Here is a 23,225-nt window from a genome sequence, read left to right as displayed (position 1 = left end):
GGCCCCGCCGGCCGCGGCGCCGTTCCGGTACGTCAGGCCGGTGGCGATCCCCCGGAACTTCCGGAACGCTGTCGGGAGCGCCGCGGCCGGACGGCGAGCCGTGCGGCGGCGCTCACGACCGGCGCGGCGGCGCCGTGCTGTCCCGGACGACCAGGTTGGTGGCGAGTTCCACCCGGGGGGAGTCGATGCCCTCGCCCTGCGCCAGCCGCAGCACGGTCCGGGCGGCCAGACGACCCATCTCCACCAGCGGTTGCCGGACGGTGGTCAGCGGCGGTGAGGCCCAGCGGGCCTCGGGCAGGTCGTCGAAGCCCACGACGCTGACGTCGTCGGGGATCCGCAGCCCGCGGCGGCGGACGGCCTCGTAGACGCCGAAGGCCATCTGGTCGCTGGCCGCGAAGATGGCCGTCGGCGGGTCGTCGAGGCCGAGCAGCGCCGTCCCGGCGGCGAAGCCCGAGGCGTGGTAGAAGTCGCCGGGGTGCACCAGGCGGTCCTCCACCGGCACCCCGGCCGCCTCCAGCCCGGCCCGGTGGCCGTCCAGGCGGGCCCGGCTGCACAGCAGGTGCGTCGGCCCGGCGACGAAGCCGATGCGCCGGTGCCCGAGCGACAGCAGGTGCTCGGTCGCGGCGAGCCCGCCGGCCCAGTTGGTGGCGCCGACGGTGGGCACGTCGGTGGCGGGCACGCCGGCCGGGTCGACGACGACCACGGGCACGTTGAGGCGGCGCAGCTGCGCGTGCAGCGGTGGGCTCAGGTGCGAGGTCACGAAGATGACGCCGTCGGTGGCGCGGGCCCGCAGGTTCTGCAACCACTGCCGGGCGGCGGTCGACTGGCGGTGGATCGCGGAGACCACCGTGCCGACGCCCGCGCCGTGCCCGACGTCCTCGACGCCCCGGATGATCTCGACCGCCCAGGGGCTGTCCAGGTCGTTGAAGACCAGGTCGACCAGGCCGACGCGGCTGACCGTGCGGCTGCCGCGGCGCTGGTAGCCGTGCTGGCGCAGCAGCTCCTCCACCCGCTCGCGGGTGCCGGGAGCCACGTCCGAGCGCCCGTTGAGCACCCGCGACACGGTCGGCACCGAGACCCCGGCCTCCCGCGCGATTGCGGTGATGGTGATCCTGCGCCCGTCGTCGCCGTCCACCCGCGTCTCCTTCACCGGTCGGAAGACCGACCGTACCCGTGACCACCGAAAAACGTCCGGAACGGCGGGGCCGCTCCACCGGCCCATCTTGCCCCACGATCGGGGGTTGACGACACGGCAGGTCGGTTCTAGCGTTCGGACGAGTTACGGAAGTATTCCGGAAACTTGTCGGACACCTTTCGGTCGTCGCGCCGGCGGCGACGTCCCCCACCACACCCCCACCACGAGAGGTCGATCATGACTGTACGCACGCGGCTCGCCCGGGCCGTCGCGCTCGCCGCCGCCCTGGCGCTGGCGTTGCCACTGACCGCCTGCGGTGACGGTGACTCGGCCGCCGGGCCGGACGAGATCCGCATCCTGGTGTACGGCGACGCCACCAACAAGGTCGAGAAACAGCTCGTCGATACGTTCAACAAGACGTCGAAGGTCAAGGCGGTGCTGGACACCATCCCCGGCGCCGACTACCAGACCAAGCTCCAGACCATCATCAACACCAAGCAGGCGCCGGACGTCTTCTTCAACTGGGGCGGCGGCAGCATCACCCCGTTCGTCAAGGCCGACCTGTTGCTGCCGCTGGACGACATGATCGCCAAGGACCCGGGGCTGAAGGCGAACTTCCTGCCGTCGGTCTTCAACACCGCGATGGTCGACGGCAAGGCGTACGGGGTGCCGATGCGCGGCACCCAGCCGGTGCTGCTGTTCCACAACAAGAAGGTCCTCGCCGACGCCGGCATCACCCCGCCGAAGACGTGGGACGACCTGCTGGCGGCCGTGAAGACGCTCAAGGGCAAGGGGATCACGCCGATCGCCCTCGGCGGGGGCGACCAGTGGCCGACCCAGATGTGGTACCAGTACCTCTACGACCGGGTGGCCGGCCCCGAGCTGTTCGCCAAGGCGCTCGGCGGCGACAAGAGCGCCTGGGAGAGCCCGGAGAGCCGCCGCGCCCTGGAGCTGCTGCGGCAGCTGACCGACGCGGGCGCGTTCGGCACCAACTTCGACTCGGTCAAGTTCACCGACGGCGGCTCGCCCGCACTGCTGTCCAGCGGCAAGGCCGGCTTCGAGCTGATGGGCTCGTGGAACTACTCGACCCACCACGACGCCAACCCGACCTTCGCCGCCGAGGGCCTCGGCTGGAGCGCCTTCCCGAGCGTCCCGGGCGGCAAGGGCGACCCGCGCAACGTGGTCGGCAACACCAACAACTTCTACTCGGTGCTGAAGAAGACCCGGCACCCGGAGGCGGTGGCCGAGTTCCTCAAGCTCCAGTACTCCGACGAGTTCGTCCAGGCGCAGCTGTCCATCGGCAACCTGCCGACCACCACCAACACCGAGAAGTTCCTCGACGGCGCCACCAACCCGGACTACCTGAAGTACCAGTTCACCCTGGTCAAGGAGGCCCCGAACTTCCAGCTCTCCTGGGACCAGGCGTACCCGCCGGCCGCCACCACGACCATCCACCAGGCCGTGCAGCAGTACTGCAACGGCCGGCTGGACGCCGCCGGCTTCATCAAGGCGATGCAGTCCCTCCAGGCGGGCTGAGCGCGACCATGTCCACCACCACCCTCGCCGCCTCCACCGCGACGGAGCAGCGACGGGCCCGACGACGCCCGGGCGGCCCCACCCTCAGCCGCCCGGGCTTCGCCTGGGCGCTGCCCGCCACCCTGTTCTTCGGGCTCTTCGCGCTCGCCCCGCTGGTCCTCGTGGTCGTGCTCAGCTTCACCAGCTGGGCGGGCCTCGGCTCGCCGGAGTTCGTCGGGCTGGACAACTGGCAGCGGCTGGCCCGCGACCCAGTGATGATCAACAGCCTGTGGCTGAGCGTCCTGCTCACCGCCCTCGGCGTGCTGGTGCAGACGCCGCTGAGCCTGCTGATCGGCGTGTGGGCGGCCGGGCCGCAGCGCAACCGGGCCGTGCTCTCCGCCATCTTCTTCCTGCCGCTGCTGCTGTCGGCGACCGCCGTGTCGGTGCTGTGGCGGGCGCTGCTCGACCCGAACTTCGGCGTGCCCGGCCAGGCCCCGTGGCTGTTCGGCGACGGCAACCTCTTCGGCAGCCGGACGGGCGCGATCGCCGTGCTGGTCTTCGTCGGTAGTTGGCAGTTCATCCCGTTCCACGCGCTGATCTACCAGGGCGCGGCCCGCGCCGTACCGGCGGTGCTCTACCAGGCCGCCGAGGTCGACGGCGCCGGCCGGTGGGAGCAGTTCCGCCACGTCACCCTGCCACAGCTGCGCAACGCCATGATCACCTCCGTGGTCCTCATGGTCGTCGGCGGCCTGACCACGTTCGACACCGTGCTGATCCTCACCCAGGGCGGGCCGGGCACCGACACCACCATCACCGCCTACCACATGTACGAGCAGGCTTTCCGCAGCTTCGACTTCGGCGCCGGCGCGGCCATCGCCCTGCTCCTCGTCGTCGTCGCCACCGTCATCTCGCTGATCGTGGTCCGGGTCTCCGGCTACGACAAGATGCGCTCCACGATGGAGGGCCTGTGAAGCGGCACCGCCCCAACTGGCTGGCCGGCATCGGCGCCCTGGCCTGGCTCCTCGTGGTCGGCCTGCCGATCTACGTCATGCTGGCGACCACCGTGCAGACCCGCGAGGGCTACGGCCGCAACGGCCCGCTCGCCCCGCCCGACACCTTCACCCTCGACAACTACACCGGCGCCTTCGACGAGGGCTTCGGCCGCTACCTGTTCAACACCCTCGTGGTGACGGTGAGCGTGGTGGCCATCGTGCTGCTGCTCGTGCCGCCGCTGGCGTACGCCATCGTGCGCAGCCGCAGCCGGCTCACCTCCGGCGTGTTCCGGCTGTTCCTGCTGGGCCTGGCGATCCCGGCGCAGGCGGTCATCGTGCCGATCTTCTACCTGATCAGCAAAGCAGGGCTCTACGACAACCTCGTCGGCGTCATCCTGCCCACCGCCGCGTTCTCGCTGCCGGTGTGCGCGCTGATCCTCAGCGGCGTCATGCGGGACATCACCCCCGACCTGTACGAGGCGATGGCCATCGACGGCGCCAGCCCGGCGCGGGTCTTCGCCCAGCTGGTGCTACCGCTGTCGCGCGGCGGGATCGCCACGATCGCGGTCTTCTCCGCCCTCCAGGCGTGGAACGGCTTCCTGTTCCCGCTGATCCTCACCCAGTCCGACTCCACCAAGGTGATCACCCTCGGCCTCTACAACTTCCAGACGCAGTACGGGATCAACATTCCCGGCCTGCTCGCCGCGGTCGTGCTGTCGATGGTGCCCGTCCTGCTCGTCTATCTGTTCGCCCGGCGGGCCCTGGTGCAGGGGCTGATGGGCGTCGGAGGAAAGTGACCGACAACGTGACCCTCGACATCGCCCCCGGCACCGCGATCTGGACCGACCCGACCCTCGACCTCGCGACCCGGGTGGACGCCCTGGTCGCCGCGATGACCCTGCCGGAGAAGGTGGCCCAGCTCTACGGCGTCTGGGTCGGCGCCGCCGCCGACGGGGGAGAGGTCGCGCCGTACCAGCACGACATGGAGGAACCGGTCGACCTGGACGACCTGCTGGACGTCGGCCTCGGCCAGCTGACCCGGCCGTTCGGGACCGCGCCCGTCGATCCCGCCCTCGGCGCGCTGTCGCTGCTGCGGACCCAGCAGCGCGTCGCCGCCGCCAACCGGTTCGGCATTCCGGCGATGGCGCACGAGGAGTGCCTGGCCGGCTTCGCCGCCTGGGGTGCCACCGCGTATCCCGTGCCGCTGTCCTGGGGCGCCACCTTCGATCCGGAGCTGATCGGACGGATGGCCGCGGCCATCGGCGCCGACCTGCGCCGCGTCGGGGTGCACCAGGGGCTGGCCCCGGTGCTCGACGTGGTGCGCGACGCGCGCTGGGGGCGGGTGGAGGAGACGATCGGCGAGGACCCCTACCTGGTCGGCACCATCGCCACCGCGTACGTGCGGGGCCTGGAGTCCGCCGGCGTGGTGGCGACGCTGAAGCACTTCGCCGGCTACTCCGCCTCCCGGGGCGGGCGCAACCTGGCGCCGGTGGCGATGGGCCCCCGCGAGCGCGCCGACGTGATCATCCCGCCGTTCGAGATGGCGGTACGCGAGGGCGGCGCGCGGTCGGTGATGCACGCCTACACCGACACCGACGGGATGCCCTCGGCGGCCGACGAGGAGCTGCTGACCGGCCTGCTCCGCGACGCCTGGGGTTTCCCGGGCACCGTCGTGGCCGACTACTTCGGCATCGCCTTCCTGCACACCCTGCACGGGGTGGCCGGCAGCTGGGCCGAGGCGGCGGCCGAGGCCCTGGCAGCCGGCGTGGACGTCGAGCTGCCGACGGTGAAGACGTTCGGCGAGCCGCTGCGCGAGGCGCTCGCGGCCGGCGCGGTACCGGAGGCGCTGATCGACCGGGCGGTCCGTCGGGTGCTGACGCAGAAGGCGCAGCTCGGTCTCCTCGACGCCGACTGGAGCCCGGTGCCGGCCGCGCTGGCCGGCGCCGACCTGTCCGACCCGGAGGCGCTGCGCGGCACCGTCGACCTGGACCCGCCCGCCAACCGGGCGCTGGCCCGCGAGGTGGCCGAGCGCTCCGTGGTGCTGCTGGCCAACGACGGCACCCTGCCCCTGCGCCGGCCGGCCCGCATCGCGCTGGTCGGCCCACAGGCCGAGAGCCCCACGGCGGTGCTGGGCTGCTACTCGTTCCCCGCCCACGTCGGCTCCCGGCATCCCGAGGTGCCCGTCGGCATCGCGCTGCCCACCCTGGCGGCGGCGCTGCGCGCCGAGTTCCCCGGCAGCGTCGTGGTCACCGTGGCCGGCGTCTCCGTCGACGGCGACGACACCGCCGGGGTGCCGGCGGCCGTCGCGGCGGCGCGGGACGCGGACGTGGTCGTCGCCGCGCTCGGCGACCGGGCGGGACTGTTCGGCCGGGGCACCAGCGGCGAGGGCTGCGACGCCGAGTCGCTGGCCCTGCCCGGGGCGCAGCAGCACCTGCTCGACGCGCTGCTGGACACCGGTACGCCCGTGGTGGTGACGCTGCTCGCCGGGCGGCCCTACGCGCTGGGCCGGGCGGTGACCGACGCGGCGGCGATCGTGCAGTCGTTCTTCCCCGGCGAGGAGGGCACCCCGGCCATCGCCGGCGTGCTCAGCGGCCGGGTCGCACCGCAGGGGCGGCTGCCGGTCAGCGTGCCCCGGGGGCCGGGCGCGCAGCCGACCACCTACCTGTCGGCCCGGCTGGGCCAGGCCAGCGACGTCTCCAACGTCGACCCGACGCCGGCGTTCGGCTTCGGGCACGGCCTGGGCTACACCACGTTCGACTGGTCGGGCCTGGTCGTCGACGAGCCGCTCGCGGCGACCGACGGTGAGCTGCGGCTGCACTTCACGGTGCGCAACACCGGCTCCCGGTGGGGCAGCGAGGTGGTGCAGGTGTACGCCCACGACCCGGTGGCCTCGGTGGTCCAGCCGGTGCAGCGGCTGGTCGGTTACCTGCGGGTGCCGCTGGAGGCGGGCGCGGCCTGCCGGGTCGACCTGGCCGTGCCGGCCGACCTGTTCGCCTTCACGGGGCGCGACGGGCGGCGCGTCGTGGAGCCGGGGGAGCTGGAGCTGCGGCTGGCGGCGTCCAGCACGGACCACCGGCTCGTGGCGGCGGTCGCGCTGCGTGGTCCGGCCCGGCACGTCGACCACACCCGGCGGCTGCACCCCCGGTTCGCCGTCACGCCGTCGGCCGGCTGAGCGGTGGTCCTCACCGACCTGCCCGAGGAGCAGCTGCGGGCGTACCGGGGCGGGGTGCGGGAGCCGGCGGACTTCGACCGGTTCTGGGCGGACACGATCGCCGAGTCGCGGGAGTGCGGCTGGCCGGTGCGCGCCGAGCCGGTGCCCACCGGGCTGGCCACGATCGACGTGCTCGACGTGACCTTTCCCGGGTTCGCCGGGCAGCCGGTGCGGGCCTGGCTGCGGCTGCCGCGCGGCGCCGGGTCGCCCCTGCCCACCGTCGTGCAGTACGCCGGCTACGGCGGCGGCCGGGGCCACCCGCTGGAGAACCTGCTGTGGGCCTCGGCCGGGTTCGCGCACCTGCAGATGGACACCCGGGGGCAGGGGGCGGGCTGGGCCCGGGGGGACACCCCGGATCCGGCCGCCGCCGGCCCCGAGGCGCCCGGGGTGGCCACCCGTGGCGTGACGGACCCCCGCACGTACTACTACCGGCGGTTCCTCACCGACGCGGTGCGGGCGGTGGACGCCGTCCGGACCCTGCCGGCGGTCGATCCGGCGCGGGTCGCGGTCCTCGGGCACAGCCAGGGCGGCGGGGCGGCGCTCGCCGTCGCCGCGTTGACGCCCGACCTGCGGGCCGTCGTGGCCGGCGTGCCCTTCCTGTGTGACATCCCGCGCGCGATCGTGCTCACCGACGCGCAGCCGTACCGGGAGATCCGCGACTATCTGGCCGTCCACCGGCACGCCGAGGAACGGGTGCTGGCCACCCTGGCCTACGTCGACGGGGTGAACTTCGCCCGCCGGTGCCACCTGCCGGCCCGCTTCTCCGTCGCGCTGATGGACGAGATCGTGCCGCCGTCGACGGTCTTCGCCGCCGTCAACGCCTGTCGGGGGCCGACGGAGCTGTCGGTCTGGCGGTACAACGGTCACGAGGCCGGCGGGATCGACGACGACGAGGCGGCGGTGCGCTTCCTGCGCGTACACCTCTCGCCGGACCGGGCGCCCGACGGCCCGTAGCCTGATAGAACGGGGGGTGTGGCCAGGCCAGTCCGGATCCGCCGGCGAGCCCCGCGCGCCGCGACCGCCCGCCGCCGGGCGGTGGCCGTGGCCGTGGCCGTCGTGATCGTGGCGCTCGCGCCCGGCTGCACCCGACCCGCGCCGTCACCGTCACCACCGGCCGCGCCGTCACCGTCACCACCGGCCGCGCCGCCGCCGGCGCCGGCGTCCTCAGCGCCGCCGGCGCCGACGTCCCCGGCGTCCGCACCCGCCGCGATGTCGCCCGGGCCGGGCCTCGTCGTCCTCACCGACGTCGACCCGCGCATCCGGACCGACATCCGGTACGCCACCGCCCACAACTTCGTCGGGCGACCGGTCGCCGGCTACCCCGAACCGCTCTGCCTGCTCACCCGCCGGGCCGCCGAGGCGCTGCGCCGGGTGCAGGACGCCGCCCTCGCCCGGGCCCGCAGCCTGAAGGTGTACGACTGCTACCGCCCCCAGCGGGCCGCCGACGACTTCGTCGAGTGGGCCCGGCAGCCCGGCGAGCAGCGGATGAAGGCGGAGTTCTATCCCCGGGTGGCGAAGTCCGAGCTGTTCGACGAGGGGTACGTCGGTGCGCCCACCGCCCACAGCCGGGGCAGCACGCTGGACCTGACCCTGGTCGACGTGCCGACCCCCACCCAGCCCCCGTACGCCCCGGGCCAACCCCTGGTCTCCTGCACCGCGGCGAAGGGGCAGCGGTTCCCGGACAACGGCGTCGACATGGGCACGGGCTTCGACTGCTTCGACCCGCTCGCGCACACCGACTCACCCCGGATCACCGGCGTGGCCCGGGACAACCGGCGGCTGCTGCGGCAGCTGATGACCGACGGCGGCTTCGTCAACTACGACCGCGAGTGGTGGCACTACCGCTACCGCGACGAGCCCTGGCCGGACACGTACTTCGACCTGCCGGTGGCCCGCTCCTCGGCCGAACCCGTCGGCGGCTGACGCAGCCGACCTGGCCAGCGCAGCCGACCCGGCTGGCGCTCCCGACCCGGCGTCGCGCTCACTTGAAGGCGGCGTGGCCGGTCAGCACCTGTCCGATGATCAGCTGATGCACCTCGGACGTGCCCTCGTAGGTGAGCACGGATTCGAGGTTGGCCGAGTGCCGGATGACCGGGTAGTCGAGGGTGATCCCCGCCGCGCCCAGGATGGCGCGGCACTCGCGGGCGATGGCGATGGCCTCCCGCACGCTGTTGAGCTTGCCCAGGCTGATCTGCCGGTGGTCGAGCGTGCCGGCGTCCTTCAGCGCGCCGATCTGCAACGCCAGCAGCATCCCCTTGCCCAGCTCCAGCCCCATGTCGGCGAGCTTGAGCTGGGTGGCCTGGTACGCGGCGAGCGGCTTGTCGAAGATCTGCCGGCTGCGGGCGTACGCGATCGTCGTCTCCAGGCAGTCGTGGGCCGCGCCCAGCGCCCCGAAGACGATGCCGAAGCGGGCCTCGTTGAGACACGTCAGCGGCCCGGACAGGCCGGCGGCCTCCGGCAGCATCGCGTCGGCGGGCAGCCGCACGTCGTCGAGGACGAGTTCCGAGGTCACCGAGGCGCGCAGGGAGAGCTTGCGGGTGATCTCCGGGGCGGTGAAGCCGGGGGTGCCGGCCGGAACGAGGAAGCCGCGTACGCCCCCGTCGGTGCGCGCCCACACCACGGCGACATCCGCGACGGAGCCGTTGGTGATCCACATCTTGGTGCCGTCGAGCACCCAGTCGTCCCCGTCGCGGCGGGCCCGGGTCCGCATGCCGGCCGGGTCGGAGCCGAAGTCCGGTTCGGTCAGGCCGAAGCAGCCGATCGCCTCGCCGGCGGCCATCCGGGGCAGCCACTGCTGCTTCTGCTCCTCGGAGCCGAAGCGCCAGATGGCGTACATGGCGAGCGATCCCTGCACCGACACCAGGGAGCGCAGCCCCGAGTCGCCCGCCTCCAGCTCGAAGCAGGCCAGCCCGTACGCGACGGCGGAGGTGCCGGCGCAGCCGTAGCCGCTCAGGTGCATGCCGAGCACGCCGAGTTCACCGAGTTCGCGGGCGAGGTCCCGCACGGGCAGGCGGCCCTGCTCGTACCAGGTGGCGATCTCCGGGCGGATCCGTCGGTCGACGAAGCCGCGTACGGCGGCCTGGAGGTCTCGGGTGTCGTCGTCGATCAGGGCGTCGACGCCGAAGTACGCGAGCGTGGTCGCGGGGGTGGACAGGGTCACGGTTCGTTTCCTTCCGGGGCTTGCAGGTGCGCGATCACGCTACGCGCGACGGCGACGGCCATCGCGTCCAGCGCGTCGCGGGTCATCGCCGCCATGTGCGGGGTGGCGAAGACCCTCGGATGGTGCAGGAGTGGATCGTCGGGGCGGGGCGGCTCGGGCGCGAAGACGTCCACCGCGTAGCCCCGCAGCCGCCCGGCGTCGAGCGCGGCGAGTACGGCCCCGCTGTCCACGACCCCGGCCCGCGCGGTGTTGACCAGCAGGGCGTCCGGCCGCATCCGGGCGAGCGCGGCGGCGTCGACGAGTCCGGTGGTCTGCGGGGTCTGCGGCACGTGCAGGCTCACCACGTCGGCCTCGCACAGCAGCTCGTCCAGCGCGACGAGGCGTACTCCCGGGGGTGGGGTGGCCGTCGCGACGTCGTACCCGATCACGTTCATGCCCAGTCCCCGGGCGCGGGTCGCGACGCCCCGGCCGATCGCGCCGAGCCCGACCAGGCCCAGGGTGCGGCCGGCCAGCATGGTCCCGGTCAGCCCGGCCGCGACGACCGCGGACGGCAGCGACCGGCCGGCGGGCAAGGCGCCCCGGGTCAACGACGCGGCGGCCGTCGGCGCCTGCCGGGCGAGGGCGAGGGCGGCCAGGATGACGAACTCGGCCACCGATTCGGCGTTGGCGCCCGGCGTGCCGACCACCCGGATGCCCAGGCGGTCGGCCGCGGCGAGGTCGATGCCGTCCAGCCCGGCGCCGTGTCGGCCGACGATCCTGAGCCGCCGACCGGCTTCGAGCATGCCGGCCGTCACCGGAGAGGAGCGCACCACGAGGGCGTCGGCGCAGGTCAGTGGCCCGGCGGCGAGTGCCGCCGGGTCGGTGGCGTGGGCGACGTGTACCTCGCCCGCCGCCCGCAGCAGCGCCATGCCGGCCTCGGCGATCGGCTCGGTGAGCAGGATCTTCGGTGTCATGGCGTCCTCACCAGCCGGTGTAACAGGTCACCGGCACGGAGTAGAAGTCCCGCGCGTAGCCGCCCTGCTCTCGGGGCCCGTGGTTGGAGGCGCCGGTGCCGCCGAAGGGCAGGTGCAGCTCGGTGCCGGCGGTGGGCAGGTTGACCGAGACGATGCCGGCGCGGGCGTCGCGCTTGAACCGTTCGGCCGCCGACAGCGACGTGGTCACGATGCCGGCCGAGAGCCCGTAGTCGGTGTCGCCGGCGACGCTGATCGCCTCGTCGAGGTCGTCGACCCTGATGACGCAGGAGACCGGACCGAAGATCTCCTCCCGGGCCAACCGCATGTCGTTGCGCGCGTCGGCGAAGAGGGTGGGCCGCATGAACTGCCCCTCGTCCGGGTGGTGCGTCCCGCCGGCCACCACGGTCGCGCCTTCCTCGCGTCCGATCCGGACGTAGTCGAGGTTCTGGGCGAGCTGTTCGGGGCTCACCACCGGGCCCAGGTCACTGAGGGGGTCGAGTGGGTCGCCGACCCGCAGTGCACCGGCCGCCGCGGCCAGCGCCTCGACGAACCGGTCGTGGATGCCCGCCTGCACGATCAGCCGGCTCGACGCCGTGCAGCGCTGGCCGCTGCTGTAGAAGCTGCCGTCCAGGGCGCAGCGCACCGCGACCTCCAGGTCGGCGTCGTCGAGCACCACGAGTGGGTTCTTGCCGCCCATCTCCAGCTGGAACCGCTTGTTGCCGTGGGCGAGGCATTGCTGCGCCACGTGGCGGCCGGTGCCGGTGCCCCCGGTGAAGGAGACGCCGTCGATCCCGGTCGAGGTCAGCAGTTCCTCGCCGACCACCCGGCCGGCGCCCATGACGAGGTTGAACACGCCGGGCGGCAGCGCGGACCCGGCGATGATCCGGGCCAGCTCCCCGGCGGAGGCGGTGACCAGTTCGGCCGGCTTGAGCACGACCGCGTTGCCGTAGGCGAGCGCGGGCGCGACCTTCCACGCCGGGATGGCGAGCGGGTAGTTCCAGGGCGTGATGATGCCGACCACGCCCAGCGGTCGGCGCCGGACCTCGGCGTGGACGTTGGGGCGGGTGGAGGAGTAGACCTCGCCCTGCGGTTGCAGCAACTGGTGGGCGTAGTAGCGGAAGGTCTGACCGGCCCGGGTGACCTCTCCGCGCGCCTCGCTGAGCAGCTTGCCCTCCTCCCGCGAGAGCAGGACCGCGAGCTCCTCGGTGCGTCGCAGGATGGTGGTGCCGATGTGGTCCAGGATCTCCATCCGGGACCCGACGGACTGCCTGGCCCAGCCGGGCTGGGCACGGCGGGCGGCCTCGATCGCCGCGCGGGCGGTGTCCCGGCCGGCCACGGCGTACTCGCTGACGACCTCGCCGGGGCGCGCGGGGTTGCCGTTCGGCCGGCGTTCCCCGTCGACCCACTGCCCGTCGACGAGATTGAGATGCACGGTCGTGCTCACCGGCCACCGGCCGCGGCGGCGAGGGGCTGGTCCAGCGGACCGGGTTCCTCCGGGAAGTGGCAGGCGACCTGGTGGCCGCTGCCGGCAGCCGTGGTGAGCACCGGCTCCTGCGCCGCGCAGATCTCCTGCGCCTTCCAGCACCGGGTGCGGAAGCGGCATCCGCTGGGCGGGCTGAGCGGGCTCGGCACGTCTCCGGTGAGGATGACGCGCTGGCGTTCGGTCTCGACCAGCGGATCGGGGATCGGCACCGCCGACAGCAACGCCTTGGTGTAGGGGTGCTGCGGCCGGCGGTACATGTCCTCGCACTCGCCCACCTCGACGACGGTGCCGAGGTACATCACGGCGATGCGGTCGCAGAGGTGCCGCACGACGGCCAGGTCGTGGGCGATGAACATCATCGTCAGGCCCAGGTCCTCCTGCAACTGTTCGAGCAGGTTGACGATCTGGGCCTGGACCGAGACGTCCAGTGCGGAGACCGGCTCGTCGGCGACGATGAAGTCCGGGTTGCTGACCAGCGCCCGCGCGATGCCGACCCGTTGCCGCTGGCCGCCGGAGAACTCGTGCGGGTAGCGACTGTGCCACTGTTCGCTGAGCCCGACCAGCTGCATGGTGTCCACCGCCTTGGCCCGTCGTCCGGCGGCGGAGAGATCCGCGTGTACCAGCAACGGCTCCTCGATGAGTTCGCCGATGGTCATGCGCGGGTTCAACGACGCGTACGGGTCCTGGAAGATCATCTGCATCCGGCGGCGCATCGCCCGCATCCGGCCCCGGCTCAGGGTGGTCAGCTCGGTGCCGTCGAAGGTCACCGTCCCGCTGGTGGGCTTGAGGAGCTGGAGGATGGCCCGCCCGGTGGTGGACTTGCCGCAGCCGGACTCGCCCACCACACCGATGATCTCGCCGCGCCGGACGTCGAGATCCACTCCGGACACGGCACGCAGGCGGGCCGGTCGCAGCTTGCCACGCGCGGGCACCTTGAAGTCGACCGCCAGGTCGCGCACCCGCAGCAGGGCGTGCTCCGGAGCGGTGACGGGGGATTCGGTCATCGGCTCTCCTCGGTCGAGAGGTAGGGGTGCCGGTCCTCGGTGGAGAGCCAGCCGCCCTCGCTTTCGGGTCGCATGCCCCAGCAGCGGGTCAGCTGGCCCCGGTCCGGCGTCTCCCACGTCGTGATGAGGTCGGGTGCGCCGCCGTGGCAGGTGTCCCGCACGTGCGCGCAGCGGGGCGCGAACCGGCAGCCGGGGGGCATCTCCGACAGCTCCGGCGGGCGGCCGGCGATCGGGCGGAGCTTGCCGCCCCGGACGAGGTCCAGCCGGGGCACCGACCCCAGCAGCCCCCAGGTGTAGGGCATCTGCGGGCGGTGGAACAGGTCGACCGTCTCGGCCCGCTCCACGATCTGCCCGGCATACATCACGTTGACCCGCTCCGCCATGCCGGCCACGACCCCGAGGTCGTGGGTGATGAGCAGGACGGCGGTGCGGGTCTCCCTCGCCAACTCCCGCAGCAGCTCCAGGATCTGCGCCTGGATGGTGACGTCGAGTGCGGTGGTGATCTCGTCGGCGAGGATCAGCCGGGGTTGGCAGGAGAGGGCCATCGCGATCATCACGCGTTGCCGCATGCCGCCGGAGAGTTGGTGCGGATAGGAGCTCAGCCGGGTCTCCGCGGCCGGGATACGCACCATCTCCAGCAGCTCGACGGCGCGCGCCCGCGCGGCCCGGCGACCGAGTCCAAGGTGGAGCTCCAGGGTCTCGGTGAGTTGCTTCCCCACGGTCAGCACCGGGTTCAGCGAGGTCATCGGGTCCTGGAAGATCATCGAGATGCCCTTGCCGCGGACGGCCCGCAGTTCGCGAGGGCGTAGGCGCACCAGGTCCCTTCCTTCGAAGAGCACCTGTCCGCCGGTCACCTGACCGGCCGGCGGCACGATCAGGCCCATGATGGACTGCGCGGTGGCCGACTTTCCGCAGCCGGACTCGCCCACCAGTGCCACCGTCTCGCCCGCGTCGACGGTGAAGGAGACCCCGTCGACTGCCGTCACCGAACCCCGTGCCGCACGGAATTCGGTGCGCAGGTCCCGCACCTCCAACAAGGCCATCGAACCCACCCCGCAATCTGGACGTCTCAACGTCGCCATTCGTCAACCAGGAGTGTTGCACAGACGATGTTCGTCGTCTAGGCTCCCGGCAGCGACGAATACCGCCACCAAGTGAAGTTGGAGCAACGTTGGCATCCAAGGGCTCGATCGAAAAAGATCGCAGCATCATCCGGGAACTCGTCCAGGACCCGAGGCAGACGAACGTGGCGCTTGCCGCCAAGGTCGGCCTGTCCGAGGGGTCGGTCCGACGACGGATGGAACGACTGGTCGCGGACGGGCAGTTGCAGTTCGCCGCGATCCCCAGCGCCGCTTTCATGGGTCGTCCGGTGCACACACTCTTCGAGATCCAGAGCGCGCCGGGCAGCACCGAACAGCTCATCGACAAGCTCGCCGGCATGCCCGAGATCGCGTACGTCTACCACGTGACCGGGCAGTTCGACGTCATCGCCGTCGGCTACTTCGCCTCCAGCAATGCCATGCGGCGGTTCTGGACGGAGCGGCTGGGCCACCTCGACGGGGTGATGGAGAGCCGCTCGGTGATGGTGCTACGGGTCGCCAAGCGAGCGCACGAGTGGGCCCGCGACATCGCGGTCACCGGCGACGAGGACTCCGCCTGGGACACAGGCTCGGATCCTGGCATGCCCGGTTCTGAAGTCTGACCAGACCGAGAGAGGCAAGACATGCTGCGCATCACGCTGATCCGCCTTATATCGGTTATTCCGGTCCTGCTCGGGATCTCGGTGATCTCCTTCCTGGTGATCCGCATGATCCCCGGCGACGTGATCAGCTCGATCATGGGTCAGGACTTCGGCGACCCCGCGATCGAGGCGGAGATGCGCCGCTACTTCGGGCTCGACATGCCCGTCTACGAGCAGTTCGTGAGGTGGCTGGGCGCCCTCCTCCAGGGCGACCTCGGCACCTCGATGCGTACCGGCCAGCCGGTGCTCGAAGAGATCATGCAGCGCTTCCCGTCCACGCTGCTGCTGGCGGTGTCGGCGCTGCTGGTCTCGATCCTCATCTCGATCCCGCTCGGTGTGCTCAGCGCCACCAAGCGCAACGGTCTGCTCGACGCCAGCACCCGGGTCGCCTCGCTGATCGGGCTGTCGCTGCCGAACTTCTGGCTCGGCATCCTGTTGGTGTACATCTTCTCGGTCTCGCTGGGCTGGTTGCCGTCACAGGGCGCGGGGGAGGGTGAGGGCTTCCTGGGCAGCCTGAAGTACCTCATCCTCCCCTCGGTCACCCTGGGCGCCAGCCTCGCCGCGATCAGCATGCGGATGACCCGGTCCAGCATGCTGGAGGTGCTCAACCAGGACTACGTCCGCACCGCCCGCGCCAAGGGGCTGGGCGAACGCGGGGTCATGGTCCGGCACGCCCTGCGCAACTCGCTGATCCCGGTGGTGACGGTGCTGGGCATCCAGGCCGGGGCGCTGCTGGGCGGCACGGTCATCGTGGAGCAGGTCTTCGCGTGGCCGGGGCTCGGCACGATGGTCATCCGCGGGATCAGCCAGCGTGACTATCCCGTCGTCCAGGGAACCCTGCTCTTCCTGGCCTTCTTCTACGTCGTGGTCAACCTCCTCGTCGACCTGCTCTACACCTACCTGGATCCGAGGTTGCGCAGTGGTCACTGAAGCCGCTCCCGGCCGCCAACGTCGCGGCAAGCAGCAGGAAGGCGCCTCCCCGAAGCCCACCGGGCGCCGCAGCGGCCACCTGCTGAGACTGATGACGCGGGACAAGGTAGGCCTGGTCGGGCTGGTCATCGTGGTGCTGATGATCGCGGCCGCGGCGTTGGCCCCGCTGATCTCCCCCTACGACCCGACCGCGATGTCCGACCAGCGGCTCGCCCCGCCCGGCGGCGACTTCCCGCTCGGCGCCGACGAGGCCGGGCGCGACCTGCTCAGCCGGGCGCTCTACGGCGCGCGCACCTCGCTGACGGTGAGCCTGATCGTGGTGACCTGTGCCGGGGCCATCGGCGTCCTGCTGGGGCTGCTTGCCGGCTTCTACCGGGGCGTACTCGACGCGATCATCACCCCGGCGACGGACATCATGTTCTCCTTCCCCACCCTGCTGCTGGCCCTCGCGGTCGTGGCCGCCCGCGGACCGGGCACGGAGAACCTCGTCCTGGCCCTGGTCATCGTCTTCATCCCCAGCTTCGCCCGGATCGTGCGCGGCACCGCGATGTCGGTGCGCCGGGAGCCGTACGTGGAGTCGGGGCAGGCGGTCGGGCTGAGCAACACCCGGCTCATCCTCAAGTACATCCTGCCCAACTCGATCGCTCCGATCGCGGTGCAGTTCACCACGAGCATCGCCTACGCGATCCTGATCGAGGCGTCCCTGGGCTACCTCGGGCTCGGTGTGCAGCCGCCCCAACCGTCCTGGGGCTCGATGCTCTCCAACGGCAAGTCCTTCATGGAGATGTCCATCTGGCCGTCGGTCGTACCCGGGGTCTGCATCATGATCGCCGTCCTCGGTTTCAACCTCCTGGGCGACACCCTTCGCGACGTACTGGACCCGCGGCTGCGGGGCCGCTCCAGTCGCTGACCCGCAAGGAGCACAACCGCGTGGAATCCATCGACGAGCACCTGGTCCGCCGCCTCACCGAGTGGTCCGCGGGACAGCCGCTGCCCGAGGAGACCTCCCCGGACGTCGACATCGACCCCGGCCTGCTGGTGGACTACCTCGACGCCCAGATCCAGAGCCGGCACCTCGACCTCGCGCTGCGGTGGTTGCAGACCCGGCAGGAGGGGTTCTACACGATCGGTTCCAGCGGACACGAGAGCAACGCCGCCGTCGCGCTGGCGCTGCGCCCGACCGATCCCGCCCTGCTGCACTACCGCTCCGGCGCCTTCTACGCGGCGCGGGCCGGTCAGGTCGCCGGCTCCACGCCGATCGCGGACGTGCTGCACTCGGCGGCGGCGTCCCGGCGGGACCCGATCTCGGGTGGCCGGCACAAGGTCTTCGGTCACCGGGGCCTGAACATCATTCCGCAGACGTCGACGATCGCCTCCCACCTGCCCCGGGCCATGGGCCTGGCGTTCGCGCTCGACCGGGGCGTCACCGACACCGGTTACCCGGCCGACGCCGTGGTGGTGTGCAGCTTCGGCGACGCCTCGGCCAACCACTCGACGGCGGCCGGAGCCCTGAACGCGGTGGGCTACAGCGCCCACCAGGGAATCCCGGTGCCGCTGCTGTTCGTCTGCGAGGACAACGGCATCGGCATCAGCACCCGCTCCCCGCGGGGCTGGGTGCGGCGGATGCTGTCGGCCCTGCCCGGCATCCACTACGCGTACGCCGACGGCGCCGATCCCGCCGGCCTGCTGGCGACGGCGGCCGAGGTGGCGCACCAGGTGCGTACCCGACGTCAGCCCGCCGTGCTGCACCTGAGCACCGTACGGTTCATGGGCCACGCCGGTTCCGACGCCGAGCTGGCCTACCGGACCCGCGCGGAGATCCTCGCCGACCACGCCCGCGACCCGATCCTGGCGACCGCGGCCCTGCTCGCGCGGCGGCGGATCCTCAGCCCGGCCGAGACCCTCACCCGCTACGAGCACTCCCGCAAGCAGGTGATGGACCAGGCTGGGCTGATACCGGGCCGGGTCGGGCGGCTGGACGACCCGGCGGCGGTGACCGCACCACTGACCGCCCGCCGGGTGGGCCGGGTCGGCGCCGCCGCGCGCCGCACCGGCGCCGGGCGGGAGAGGGCGTTCGGCGGCAGGCCCCCCGAGTCCCGTGGCCCGCTCACCCTGGCCCAGTCGATCAACGCCGCCCTGCACGACGCGCTGCTGACCTGGCCGCAGGCCCAGGTCTTCGGCGAGGACGTGGCGCGTAAGGGCGGCGTCTACGGCGTCACGCGGGGGCTGCGGAAGGCCTTCGGGGCCAACCGCGTCTTCGACACGCTCCTCGACGAACAGACCGTCCTCGGGGTCGCGCTCGGCGGGGCCCTGGCCGGCACCCTGCCGATCCCGGAGATCCAGTACCTGGCATACCTGCACAACGCCGAGGACCAGCTGCGCGGCGAGGCGGCCTCACTGCGCTTCTTTTCCGACGGGCAGTACTCCAACGGCATGGTCGTGCGGATCGCCGGCCTGGCCTACCAGAAGGGGTTCGGCGGGCACTTCCACAACGACAACTCGGTGGCGGTGCTGCGGGACATCCCCGGCCTGGCCTTCGCGGTCGCGTCACACCCGGCCACCGCCCCCGCCCTGCTGCGCCAGTGTCTCGCCCTGGCCGAACAGGAGGGGCGGGTGTGTGTCTTCCTGGAACCGATCGCGCTCTACCACCGGCGTGACCTGCACACCGACGGCGACGGCGGCTGGCTCGCCGACTATCCGGAGCCGGCGGACTGGGCGGCGACGGAGAACCCGCTGGGCCAGGTGCGGACGGTGTGCGAGGGCACGGACCTGGCGATGGTCACCTTCGGCAACGGCGTCCCGATGAGCCTGCGGGTGGCCGGGACGCTGGCCCGGGAACGCCAGGTCAGCAGCCGGGTGATCGACCTGCAGTGGCTGGCGCCGCTGCCGGCCGCGAGCCTGCGCGCCGCGCTCGCCGGGATCCCCCGGGTCCTCGTCGTCGACGAGAGCCGCACCAGCGGCGGCGTCTCGGAGGCGGTGGTGGCCGCCCTGGTCGACGGCGGCTTCACCGGCCGCATCTCCCGCGTCAACAGCGTCGACAGCTACATCCCCCTGGGCCCGGCCGCCGACCAGGTGCTGCTGGGCGAGGACGACGTGCTGGCGGCGGCCCGCTCGTTGCTCGGGTGATCCCGACTCCGACGGCAGGACGCCGGCGGCCCACCCGATCGACCGGGTGGGCCGCCGACGTGTCTGCGGACGCGTACGGCGTGCCCGCACTGTCGAGCTGAGTCGTCCACGACATCAGGCGCCACGTCCGCCCGGACGCCGGGCGCGCAGCGGCCGGGCACGACATCAGGGCGGCGGCGCACCCGGTGTCCGGGTGCGCCGCCGCCTCTCGACGTGGGTCGGGTCGGTCAGTACCCCAGCTCCGGCTGACGCTTCGTGCCGGTCAGCGGCTCACCGGCCAGGTACAGGTCGAAGTTGGCGCAGAAGTCCGCGTAGAGCCGTTGCAGGTTGCCCGAACCCCGGAACGACGTGTGCGGGGTGGCCGTCGTGCGGGGCAGGCTCCACAACCGGTGGTCCGGAGGCAGCGGCTCCTCCTCGAACACGTCGAGCACGGCACCGGCGATCCGGTCCTGCCGCATGGCGTCGACGAGCGCGTCCTCGACGATCAGCGCACCCCGCCCGACGTTGACCAGGAGGCCGGTCTCCCGCATCGCCGCGAAGTGCGCGGCGTCGAAGAAGTACCGGTTCTCCTCGGTCAGCGGCATGGCCAGCACCACGGAGTCGGCCTCGGGCAGCAACGCGAGGCGGTCGGCGAACGACTCCACCCGGTCGAAGCCCTCGGCGGGCTTACCCGCACGGTTGACCCCGATCACCGTGACGCCCAGGGCCCGGGCACGCCAGGCCACCTCACGCCCGATCCCGCCGGTGCCGAAGACCAGCATGGTGCTGCCGATCAGGTCGCGGCCGACGATCCGCACCCACTCGCGGCGCTCCTGCGCCTCGCGCAGCTCGGGAAACGCCCGCTGGTGCAGGAGCACCGCACCGATGATGTACTCGGCGATCGGCACGTTGTACGAGTTCCCGGACCGGGTGTAGATCAGTCCCTCGTCGAGGCGGCGGCGCATGATGTCGCCGCCCACCCAGTCGAAGCCGGCGGCGGTGATCTGGATCCAGCGCAGCCCGTCGCACTTGCTGAGCAGCTCGTCGAAGGTGTCCTCGTTCATCGCGCTGCGCAGGATCACCTCGGCGTCGAGGTACTCCTCACGTACCGGTTCGTCCTCCGCCACCGGCGTGAACCGGCACTGCGGATACCGCTCGCGCAGCTGCGGTAGCAGCTCGGCCAGGTTCGGCGTGATCAGGACGTGGGGTCCCCGGGTGGCGACGGTCATGACGACTCCTGCGCCTGCTTCTTCCGCTCGTTGTAGGTCAGGCCGCCCTTGGCCCAGTTGTCGTACGAGACCTCGTAGAGCAGGACGTGGGTGTTCTCGCGCGGGGAGCCGTACTTGACCAGCACGTCGGTCAGCTCGGCGATGATCGCGTTCTTGGTCTCCTGGTCACGCTTGCCGATCTCGGCACGGATGATTGCCATCGTCAGTTCTCCTCTGTCGTCGCCGCTGCGGCGAAGTCGGGATTGTTGGCGTACTCGGCCTTGACCGCGAGGTAGGCGAAGGCGTGCGTGACGCCGGTCCGCAGCACGCCGTCGAAGACCTCACGGGCCTTCTCGATGTCGCCCTCGTGGTAGTACCAGTTGCCCAGACCGTAACCCTGGGTGACGGTCTTCAGGCCGTTGCCGTCGCACATCGCCCACAGCTGCTCCGGGGTGATGTCGCCGGTGTAGAGCTGCATCCGGCCCTCGTACCCGACCAGGTGGTCCTCCTGGACCAGGCTGATCTTGCGGAACCGGTCGAGCACCTCCTCGGCCTCGGCCGGTCGGCCGAGCCGGCGCAGCGCCATGTACTGCCAGTCCTGCGAGGCCACGATGCCCTCCTGGTGCCGCGAGGACTCCTCGGCCGCGCGGAAGCTGGGCAGGCAGCCCTCGAAGTCACCGCTCAGGTACTGGGCGACCCCGAGGTGGTACCAGATGCCGGCGTGCAGCGTCGTGTTGTACCGGCCGAGGGCCTCCGGGTCCTGGGCGGCCATGGTGTCGGTGAGGTGCTGCGGGCGCACCTGCTCGGGCCTGCCGAGGATCAGGCTGACGACGTCCTTCTCCACCTCGGGCTGGTACATCTCGTACTCGTCCTCGACGCCGGGCAGCTGGTCGGCCGCGGCGCGCAGGTCGGCGACGGCACCGGCGTAGTCGCCGATCGAGATGCGTCGGTGTCCCCGGAAGCGCAGCAGGCGTGCGCTGCCCGGCTCCAGCTCCAGCGCCTCGGTCAGCAGTGCCACCGCCTCGCCGTGCTTGTTGAGGTAGCCCTTGAGCCGGGCGGCGATGACATAGCGGTCGGTCAGCGGTACGGACGTCATGGGCCTGCCTTTCGTCGTCTTCGCGGGTGGTGGCGGGGGCGCCGGGAGGCCGGCGTCCCCGCCACGGCCGTCAGCGGTCGAGCCAGATGTGCCGGTAGAAGCGGTACGTCGGTGTCGGGTCGCCCTGGTATCCCATGACGTCCTTCTGCACCACGTCGAAGTCCGCGTTCAGGAAGGTCATGGCCACCGGCCCGCGCTCGGCCAGGATCTTCTCGGCCTGCTGGTAGAGCGCGGCGCGCTTGTCCTTGTCCATCTCCGAGCGGGCCTGCACGACGAGGCTCTCGTACTCCTTGTCGGACCAGTTGCCGTAGTTCAGGCCGCCGCCGGGGAGGAAGCTGGCGGTGAACCGCTCGTCCGGGTCGTAGGTCAGACCGAAGCCGGACTGGTACATGTCGAAGTCCGCGGACTTCGTCTTCGTGTCGGCGATGGTCGACTCGACCGACTCGATGGTCACCTTGATGCCGATCTTGGCGAGCTGCTGCTGCTCCACCTCGGCCGAGCGCACCTGGAAGGCCGAGGTGGCGATGACCATGAGCTTGGCCTCGAAGCCGTTCGGGAACCCCGCCTCGGCCAGCAGCGCCTTGGCCTTCTCGACGTCGGCCTTGCCGTAGATCGGCTCCTTCACCGCGCCGAACCGGTCCGGCGGCAGGTAGCCCGCGTTGAGCGCGGTCCCGAAGCCGGAGTTGGCCACGTTGAGGATCTCCTGGCGGTCGAGCGCGAGGTAGATGGCCTGCCGGACCTTGACGTTGTCGTAGGGGGCCTTGGAGGTGTTGAGCCGCAGGTGCAGCGAGAGCGACCCGGATCCGCCGTACCACTTGAGCTTCTCGTCGCGCTTGAGCGCGTCGATGAACTCGGGCGCCGGACGCCAGAGGAAGTCGACGGTGCCACTGCGGACCGCCGCGGCGCGGGCGTTGTCGTCCGGGTTGAAGGTGAAGTCCATCCCGTCGAGGTAGGGAACGCCCTGCTCCCAGTACTGGGCGTGCTTGTCGAGCTTGATGGCCTGGCCGGTGACCCGCGAGGCCATCTTGAACGGGCCGCTGCCGCCGTCGACGCTGCCGTTGAGGCCGCCCGCCTCGGCCACCGTGCGGTCCACGATCGACGAGGCGGCGGTGGAGAGCAGGGTCAGGATGGCGGCGTTCGGCTTGGCCAGCTTCATCTCGACGGTACGCTCGTCGAGCGCCGTGACCGAGCTGATGCCCTCGTAGCTACGGGCCCGTGGCGCCCGGGTCGCCGGGTCCTTGATCCGCTCGATCGAGTACTTCACGTCCGCCGCGGTCACCTTGCGCCCGCTGTGGAAGACCGCGTTGTCGCGCAGCTTGAACGTCACCGTCAGCCCGTCGGTGCTCTGCGTCCACGACTCCGCGATCGCCGGCTTGATCTCGCCCCGGTACGACTGCACCAGCGACTCGTAGATCTGCTCGTTGATGACGAAGGCCGAGGTCTCCGACATGCGGTGCGGGTCGAGTTCGTTGGCGTCCAGCCGGATCATGATCCGGAGCCGACCGCCGGACTTCGGGGTGCCTGCCGGCTGCGACTCGTCCTGGAGGCGGACGCTGCCGCTCAGGCCGTCGTTGGAGCTGCTGCCGCTGTTCTTGGACGGAGGCTCACCGCCTCCGCAGCCGGCGGCGAGCGCCGAGATGACGCCCACTGCCAGCACCTTGGTCAAAACACGAGTACGCATTGGTCTCCTTG

At 71.8% G+C, this 23,225-nt stretch carries 20 protein-coding genes; 10 read left to right on the top strand and 10 right to left on the bottom strand.

Translation table 11 applies throughout. The features are described 5' to 3' along the window. Nucleotides 1–112: 112 nt before the first annotated feature. Nucleotides 113–1,135 (bottom strand): LacI family DNA-binding transcriptional regulator, encoded by a 1,023-nt coding sequence (locus RM555_RS08130; protein WP_311411141.1) that lies wholly within the window; start codon nt 1,133–1,135, stop codon nt 113–115. 237 nt (nt 1,136–1,372) lie between these two features. Here RM555_RS08130 and RM555_RS08125 point away from each other — a divergent pair, with 237 nt between their 5' ends. The 6 genes from RM555_RS08125 (at nt 1,373) to RM555_RS08100 (ending at nt 8,776) form a co-directional block, all read left to right on the top strand. Continuing rightward, nucleotides 1,373–2,671 carry an ABC transporter substrate-binding protein gene (locus RM555_RS08125; protein ID WP_311411140.1) on the top strand — a complete coding sequence of 433 codons (1,299 nt, stop codon included), beginning with the start codon at nt 1,373–1,375 and terminating at the stop codon, nt 2,669–2,671. Between the two features lie 8 nt (nt 2,672–2,679). Beyond that, the gene (locus RM555_RS08120) at nt 2,680–3,621 is read left to right on the top strand and encodes a carbohydrate ABC transporter permease (protein ID WP_311411139.1); all 942 of its coding nucleotides are present in this window, start codon (nt 2,680–2,682) and stop codon (nt 3,619–3,621) included. After that, the gene (locus RM555_RS08115) at nt 3,618–4,439 is read left to right on the top strand and encodes a carbohydrate ABC transporter permease (protein WP_311411138.1); all 822 of its coding nucleotides are present in this window, start codon (nt 3,618–3,620) and stop codon (nt 4,437–4,439) included. The genes RM555_RS08120 and RM555_RS08115 overlap by 4 nt, the downstream gene beginning before the upstream one ends. Beyond that, nucleotides 4,436–6,814 (top strand): beta-xylosidase/alpha-l-arabinosidase, encoded by a 2,379-nt coding sequence (locus tag RM555_RS08110; protein ID WP_311411137.1) that lies wholly within the window; start codon nt 4,436–4,438, stop codon nt 6,812–6,814. The genes RM555_RS08115 and RM555_RS08110 overlap by 4 nt, the downstream gene beginning before the upstream one ends. Before the next feature lie 3 nt (nt 6,815–6,817). After that, complete coding sequence (locus RM555_RS08105; RefSeq protein ID WP_311411136.1) at nt 6,818–7,807, top strand: acetylxylan esterase; 990 nt, start codon at nt 6,818–6,820, stop codon at nt 7,805–7,807. 255 nt (nt 7,808–8,062) lie between these two features. Continuing rightward, complete coding sequence (locus RM555_RS08100; protein ID WP_311411135.1) at nt 8,063–8,776, top strand: M15 family metallopeptidase; 714 nt, start codon at nt 8,063–8,065, stop codon at nt 8,774–8,776. A gap of 58 nt (nt 8,777–8,834) precedes the next feature. On the opposite strand, the gene RM555_RS08095 is transcribed toward RM555_RS08100, so the two are convergent. Genes RM555_RS08095 through RM555_RS08075 form a run of 5 tightly spaced genes read right to left on the bottom strand, consistent with a single transcriptional unit; the run spans nt 8,835 to nt 14,496 of the window. Beyond that, complete coding sequence (locus RM555_RS08095; protein ID WP_396888717.1) at nt 8,835–9,962, bottom strand: acyl-CoA dehydrogenase family protein; 1,128 nt, start codon at nt 9,960–9,962, stop codon at nt 8,835–8,837. 47 nt (nt 9,963–10,009) lie between these two features. Continuing rightward, the gene (locus tag RM555_RS08090; RefSeq protein ID WP_311411133.1) at nt 10,010–10,966 is read right to left on the bottom strand and encodes a hydroxyacid dehydrogenase; all 957 of its coding nucleotides are present in this window, start codon (nt 10,964–10,966) and stop codon (nt 10,010–10,012) included. Nucleotides 10,967–10,973: 7 nt separating this feature from the next. Beyond that, nucleotides 10,974–12,410, bottom strand: coding sequence for an aldehyde dehydrogenase family protein (locus RM555_RS08085; RefSeq protein WP_311411132.1), 1,437 nt, complete (start codon nt 12,408–12,410; stop codon nt 10,974–10,976). Next, the gene (locus RM555_RS08080) at nt 12,407–13,453 is read right to left on the bottom strand and encodes an ABC transporter ATP-binding protein (protein ID WP_311411131.1); all 1,047 of its coding nucleotides are present in this window, start codon (nt 13,451–13,453) and stop codon (nt 12,407–12,409) included. The genes RM555_RS08085 and RM555_RS08080 overlap by 4 nt, the downstream gene beginning before the upstream one ends. After that, entirely contained in the window at nt 13,450–14,496 is a 1,047-nt protein-coding gene (locus tag RM555_RS08075) for an ABC transporter ATP-binding protein (protein WP_311411130.1), read from the bottom strand. Before RM555_RS08075 ends, RM555_RS08080 begins: the two co-directional genes overlap by 4 nt. A gap of 128 nt (nt 14,497–14,624) precedes the next feature. On the opposite strand from RM555_RS08075, the gene RM555_RS08070 reads away from it, so the two are divergent. The 4 genes from RM555_RS08070 to RM555_RS08055 all read left to right on the top strand — a co-directional run bounded on the left by RM555_RS08070 (nt 14,625) and on the right by RM555_RS08055 (nt 19,250). Then, entirely contained in the window at nt 14,625–15,155 is a 531-nt protein-coding gene (locus RM555_RS08070; protein ID WP_148710089.1) for an Lrp/AsnC family transcriptional regulator, read from the top strand. Nucleotides 15,156–15,176: 21 nt separating this feature from the next. Continuing rightward, a complete protein-coding gene (gene nikB, locus RM555_RS08065) occupies nt 15,177–16,124 on the top strand; it encodes a nickel ABC transporter permease (protein ID WP_233599939.1) in 948 nt (315 codons plus the stop codon). Next, on the top strand, nt 16,114–17,034 hold the full coding sequence (locus RM555_RS08060; RefSeq protein ID WP_311411129.1) for an ABC transporter permease: 921 nt from the start codon (nt 16,114–16,116) through the stop codon (nt 17,032–17,034). The genes nikB and RM555_RS08060 overlap by 11 nt, the downstream gene beginning before the upstream one ends. An 80-nt stretch (nt 17,035–17,114) precedes the next feature. After that, on the top strand, nt 17,115–19,250 hold the full coding sequence (locus RM555_RS08055; RefSeq protein WP_311411221.1) for a thiamine pyrophosphate-dependent enzyme: 2,136 nt from the start codon (nt 17,115–17,117) through the stop codon (nt 19,248–19,250). Nucleotides 19,251–19,477: 227 nt separating this feature from the next. On the opposite strand, the gene RM555_RS08050 is transcribed toward RM555_RS08055, so the two are convergent. From RM555_RS08050 to RM555_RS08035, 4 genes are all read right to left on the bottom strand, one after another. Continuing rightward, entirely contained in the window at nt 19,478–20,458 is a 981-nt protein-coding gene (locus RM555_RS08050; RefSeq protein WP_311411128.1) for a D-2-hydroxyacid dehydrogenase, read from the bottom strand. After that, nucleotides 20,455–20,658 carry a tautomerase family protein gene (locus tag RM555_RS08045; protein ID WP_089000078.1) on the bottom strand — a complete coding sequence of 68 codons (204 nt, stop codon included), beginning with the start codon at nt 20,656–20,658 and terminating at the stop codon, nt 20,455–20,457. Before RM555_RS08045 ends, RM555_RS08050 begins: the two co-directional genes overlap by 4 nt. A 2-nt stretch (nt 20,659–20,660) precedes the next feature. Then, nucleotides 20,661–21,533, bottom strand: a complete 873-nt coding sequence (locus tag RM555_RS08040) for a tetratricopeptide repeat protein (RefSeq protein ID WP_311411127.1) — start codon at nt 21,531–21,533, stop codon at nt 20,661–20,663. A 70-nt stretch (nt 21,534–21,603) separates the two neighbouring features. After that, nucleotides 21,604–23,214 carry an ABC transporter substrate-binding protein gene (locus tag RM555_RS08035; protein ID WP_311411126.1) on the bottom strand — a complete coding sequence of 537 codons (1,611 nt, stop codon included), beginning with the start codon at nt 23,212–23,214 and terminating at the stop codon, nt 21,604–21,606. Nucleotides 23,215–23,225 lie beyond the last annotated feature (11 nt).

Origin of the sequence: Micromonospora reichwaldensis, assembly GCF_031845925.1 — a bacterium.
GTDB classification, from domain to species: Bacteria; Actinomycetota; Actinomycetes; order Mycobacteriales; family Micromonosporaceae; genus Micromonospora; species Micromonospora reichwaldensis.
Note: the sequence above shows the minus strand (reverse complement) of the source record. Positions and strands in the feature narration are given on the sequence as shown.

Excerpts from the sequence above, each read along its gene's own strand:
- RM555_RS08125 (WP_311411140.1), top strand. The coding sequence starts at position 1,373 with ATGACTGTACGCACGCGGCTCGCCCGGGCCGTCGCGCTCGCCGCCGCC.
- RM555_RS08120 (WP_311411139.1), top strand. The coding sequence starts at position 2,680 with ATGTCCACCACCACCCTCGCCGCCTCCACCGCGACGGAGCAGCGACGG.
- RM555_RS08100 (WP_311411135.1), top strand. The coding sequence starts at position 8,063 with ATGTCGCCCGGGCCGGGCCTCGTCGTCCTCACCGACGTCGACCCGCGC.
- RM555_RS08090 (WP_311411133.1), bottom strand. The coding sequence starts at position 10,966 with ATGACACCGAAGATCCTGCTCACCGAGCCGATCGCCGAGGCCGGCATG.
- RM555_RS08080 (WP_311411131.1), bottom strand. The coding sequence starts at position 13,453 with ATGACCGAATCCCCCGTCACCGCTCCGGAGCACGCCCTGCTGCGGGTG.
- RM555_RS08075 (WP_311411130.1), bottom strand. The coding sequence starts at position 14,496 with ATGGCCTTGTTGGAGGTGCGGGACCTGCGCACCGAATTCCGTGCGGCA.
- nikB (WP_233599939.1), top strand. The coding sequence starts at position 15,177 with ATGCTGCGCATCACGCTGATCCGCCTTATATCGGTTATTCCGGTCCTG.
- RM555_RS08050 (WP_311411128.1), bottom strand. The coding sequence starts at position 20,458 with ATGACCGTCGCCACCCGGGGACCCCACGTCCTGATCACGCCGAACCTG.
- RM555_RS08045 (WP_089000078.1), bottom strand. The coding sequence starts at position 20,658 with ATGGCAATCATCCGTGCCGAGATCGGCAAGCGTGACCAGGAGACCAAG.
- RM555_RS08040 (WP_311411127.1), bottom strand. The coding sequence starts at position 21,533 with ATGACGTCCGTACCGCTGACCGACCGCTATGTCATCGCCGCCCGGCTC.
- RM555_RS08035 (WP_311411126.1), bottom strand. The coding sequence starts at position 23,214 with ATGCGTACTCGTGTTTTGACCAAGGTGCTGGCAGTGGGCGTCATCTCG.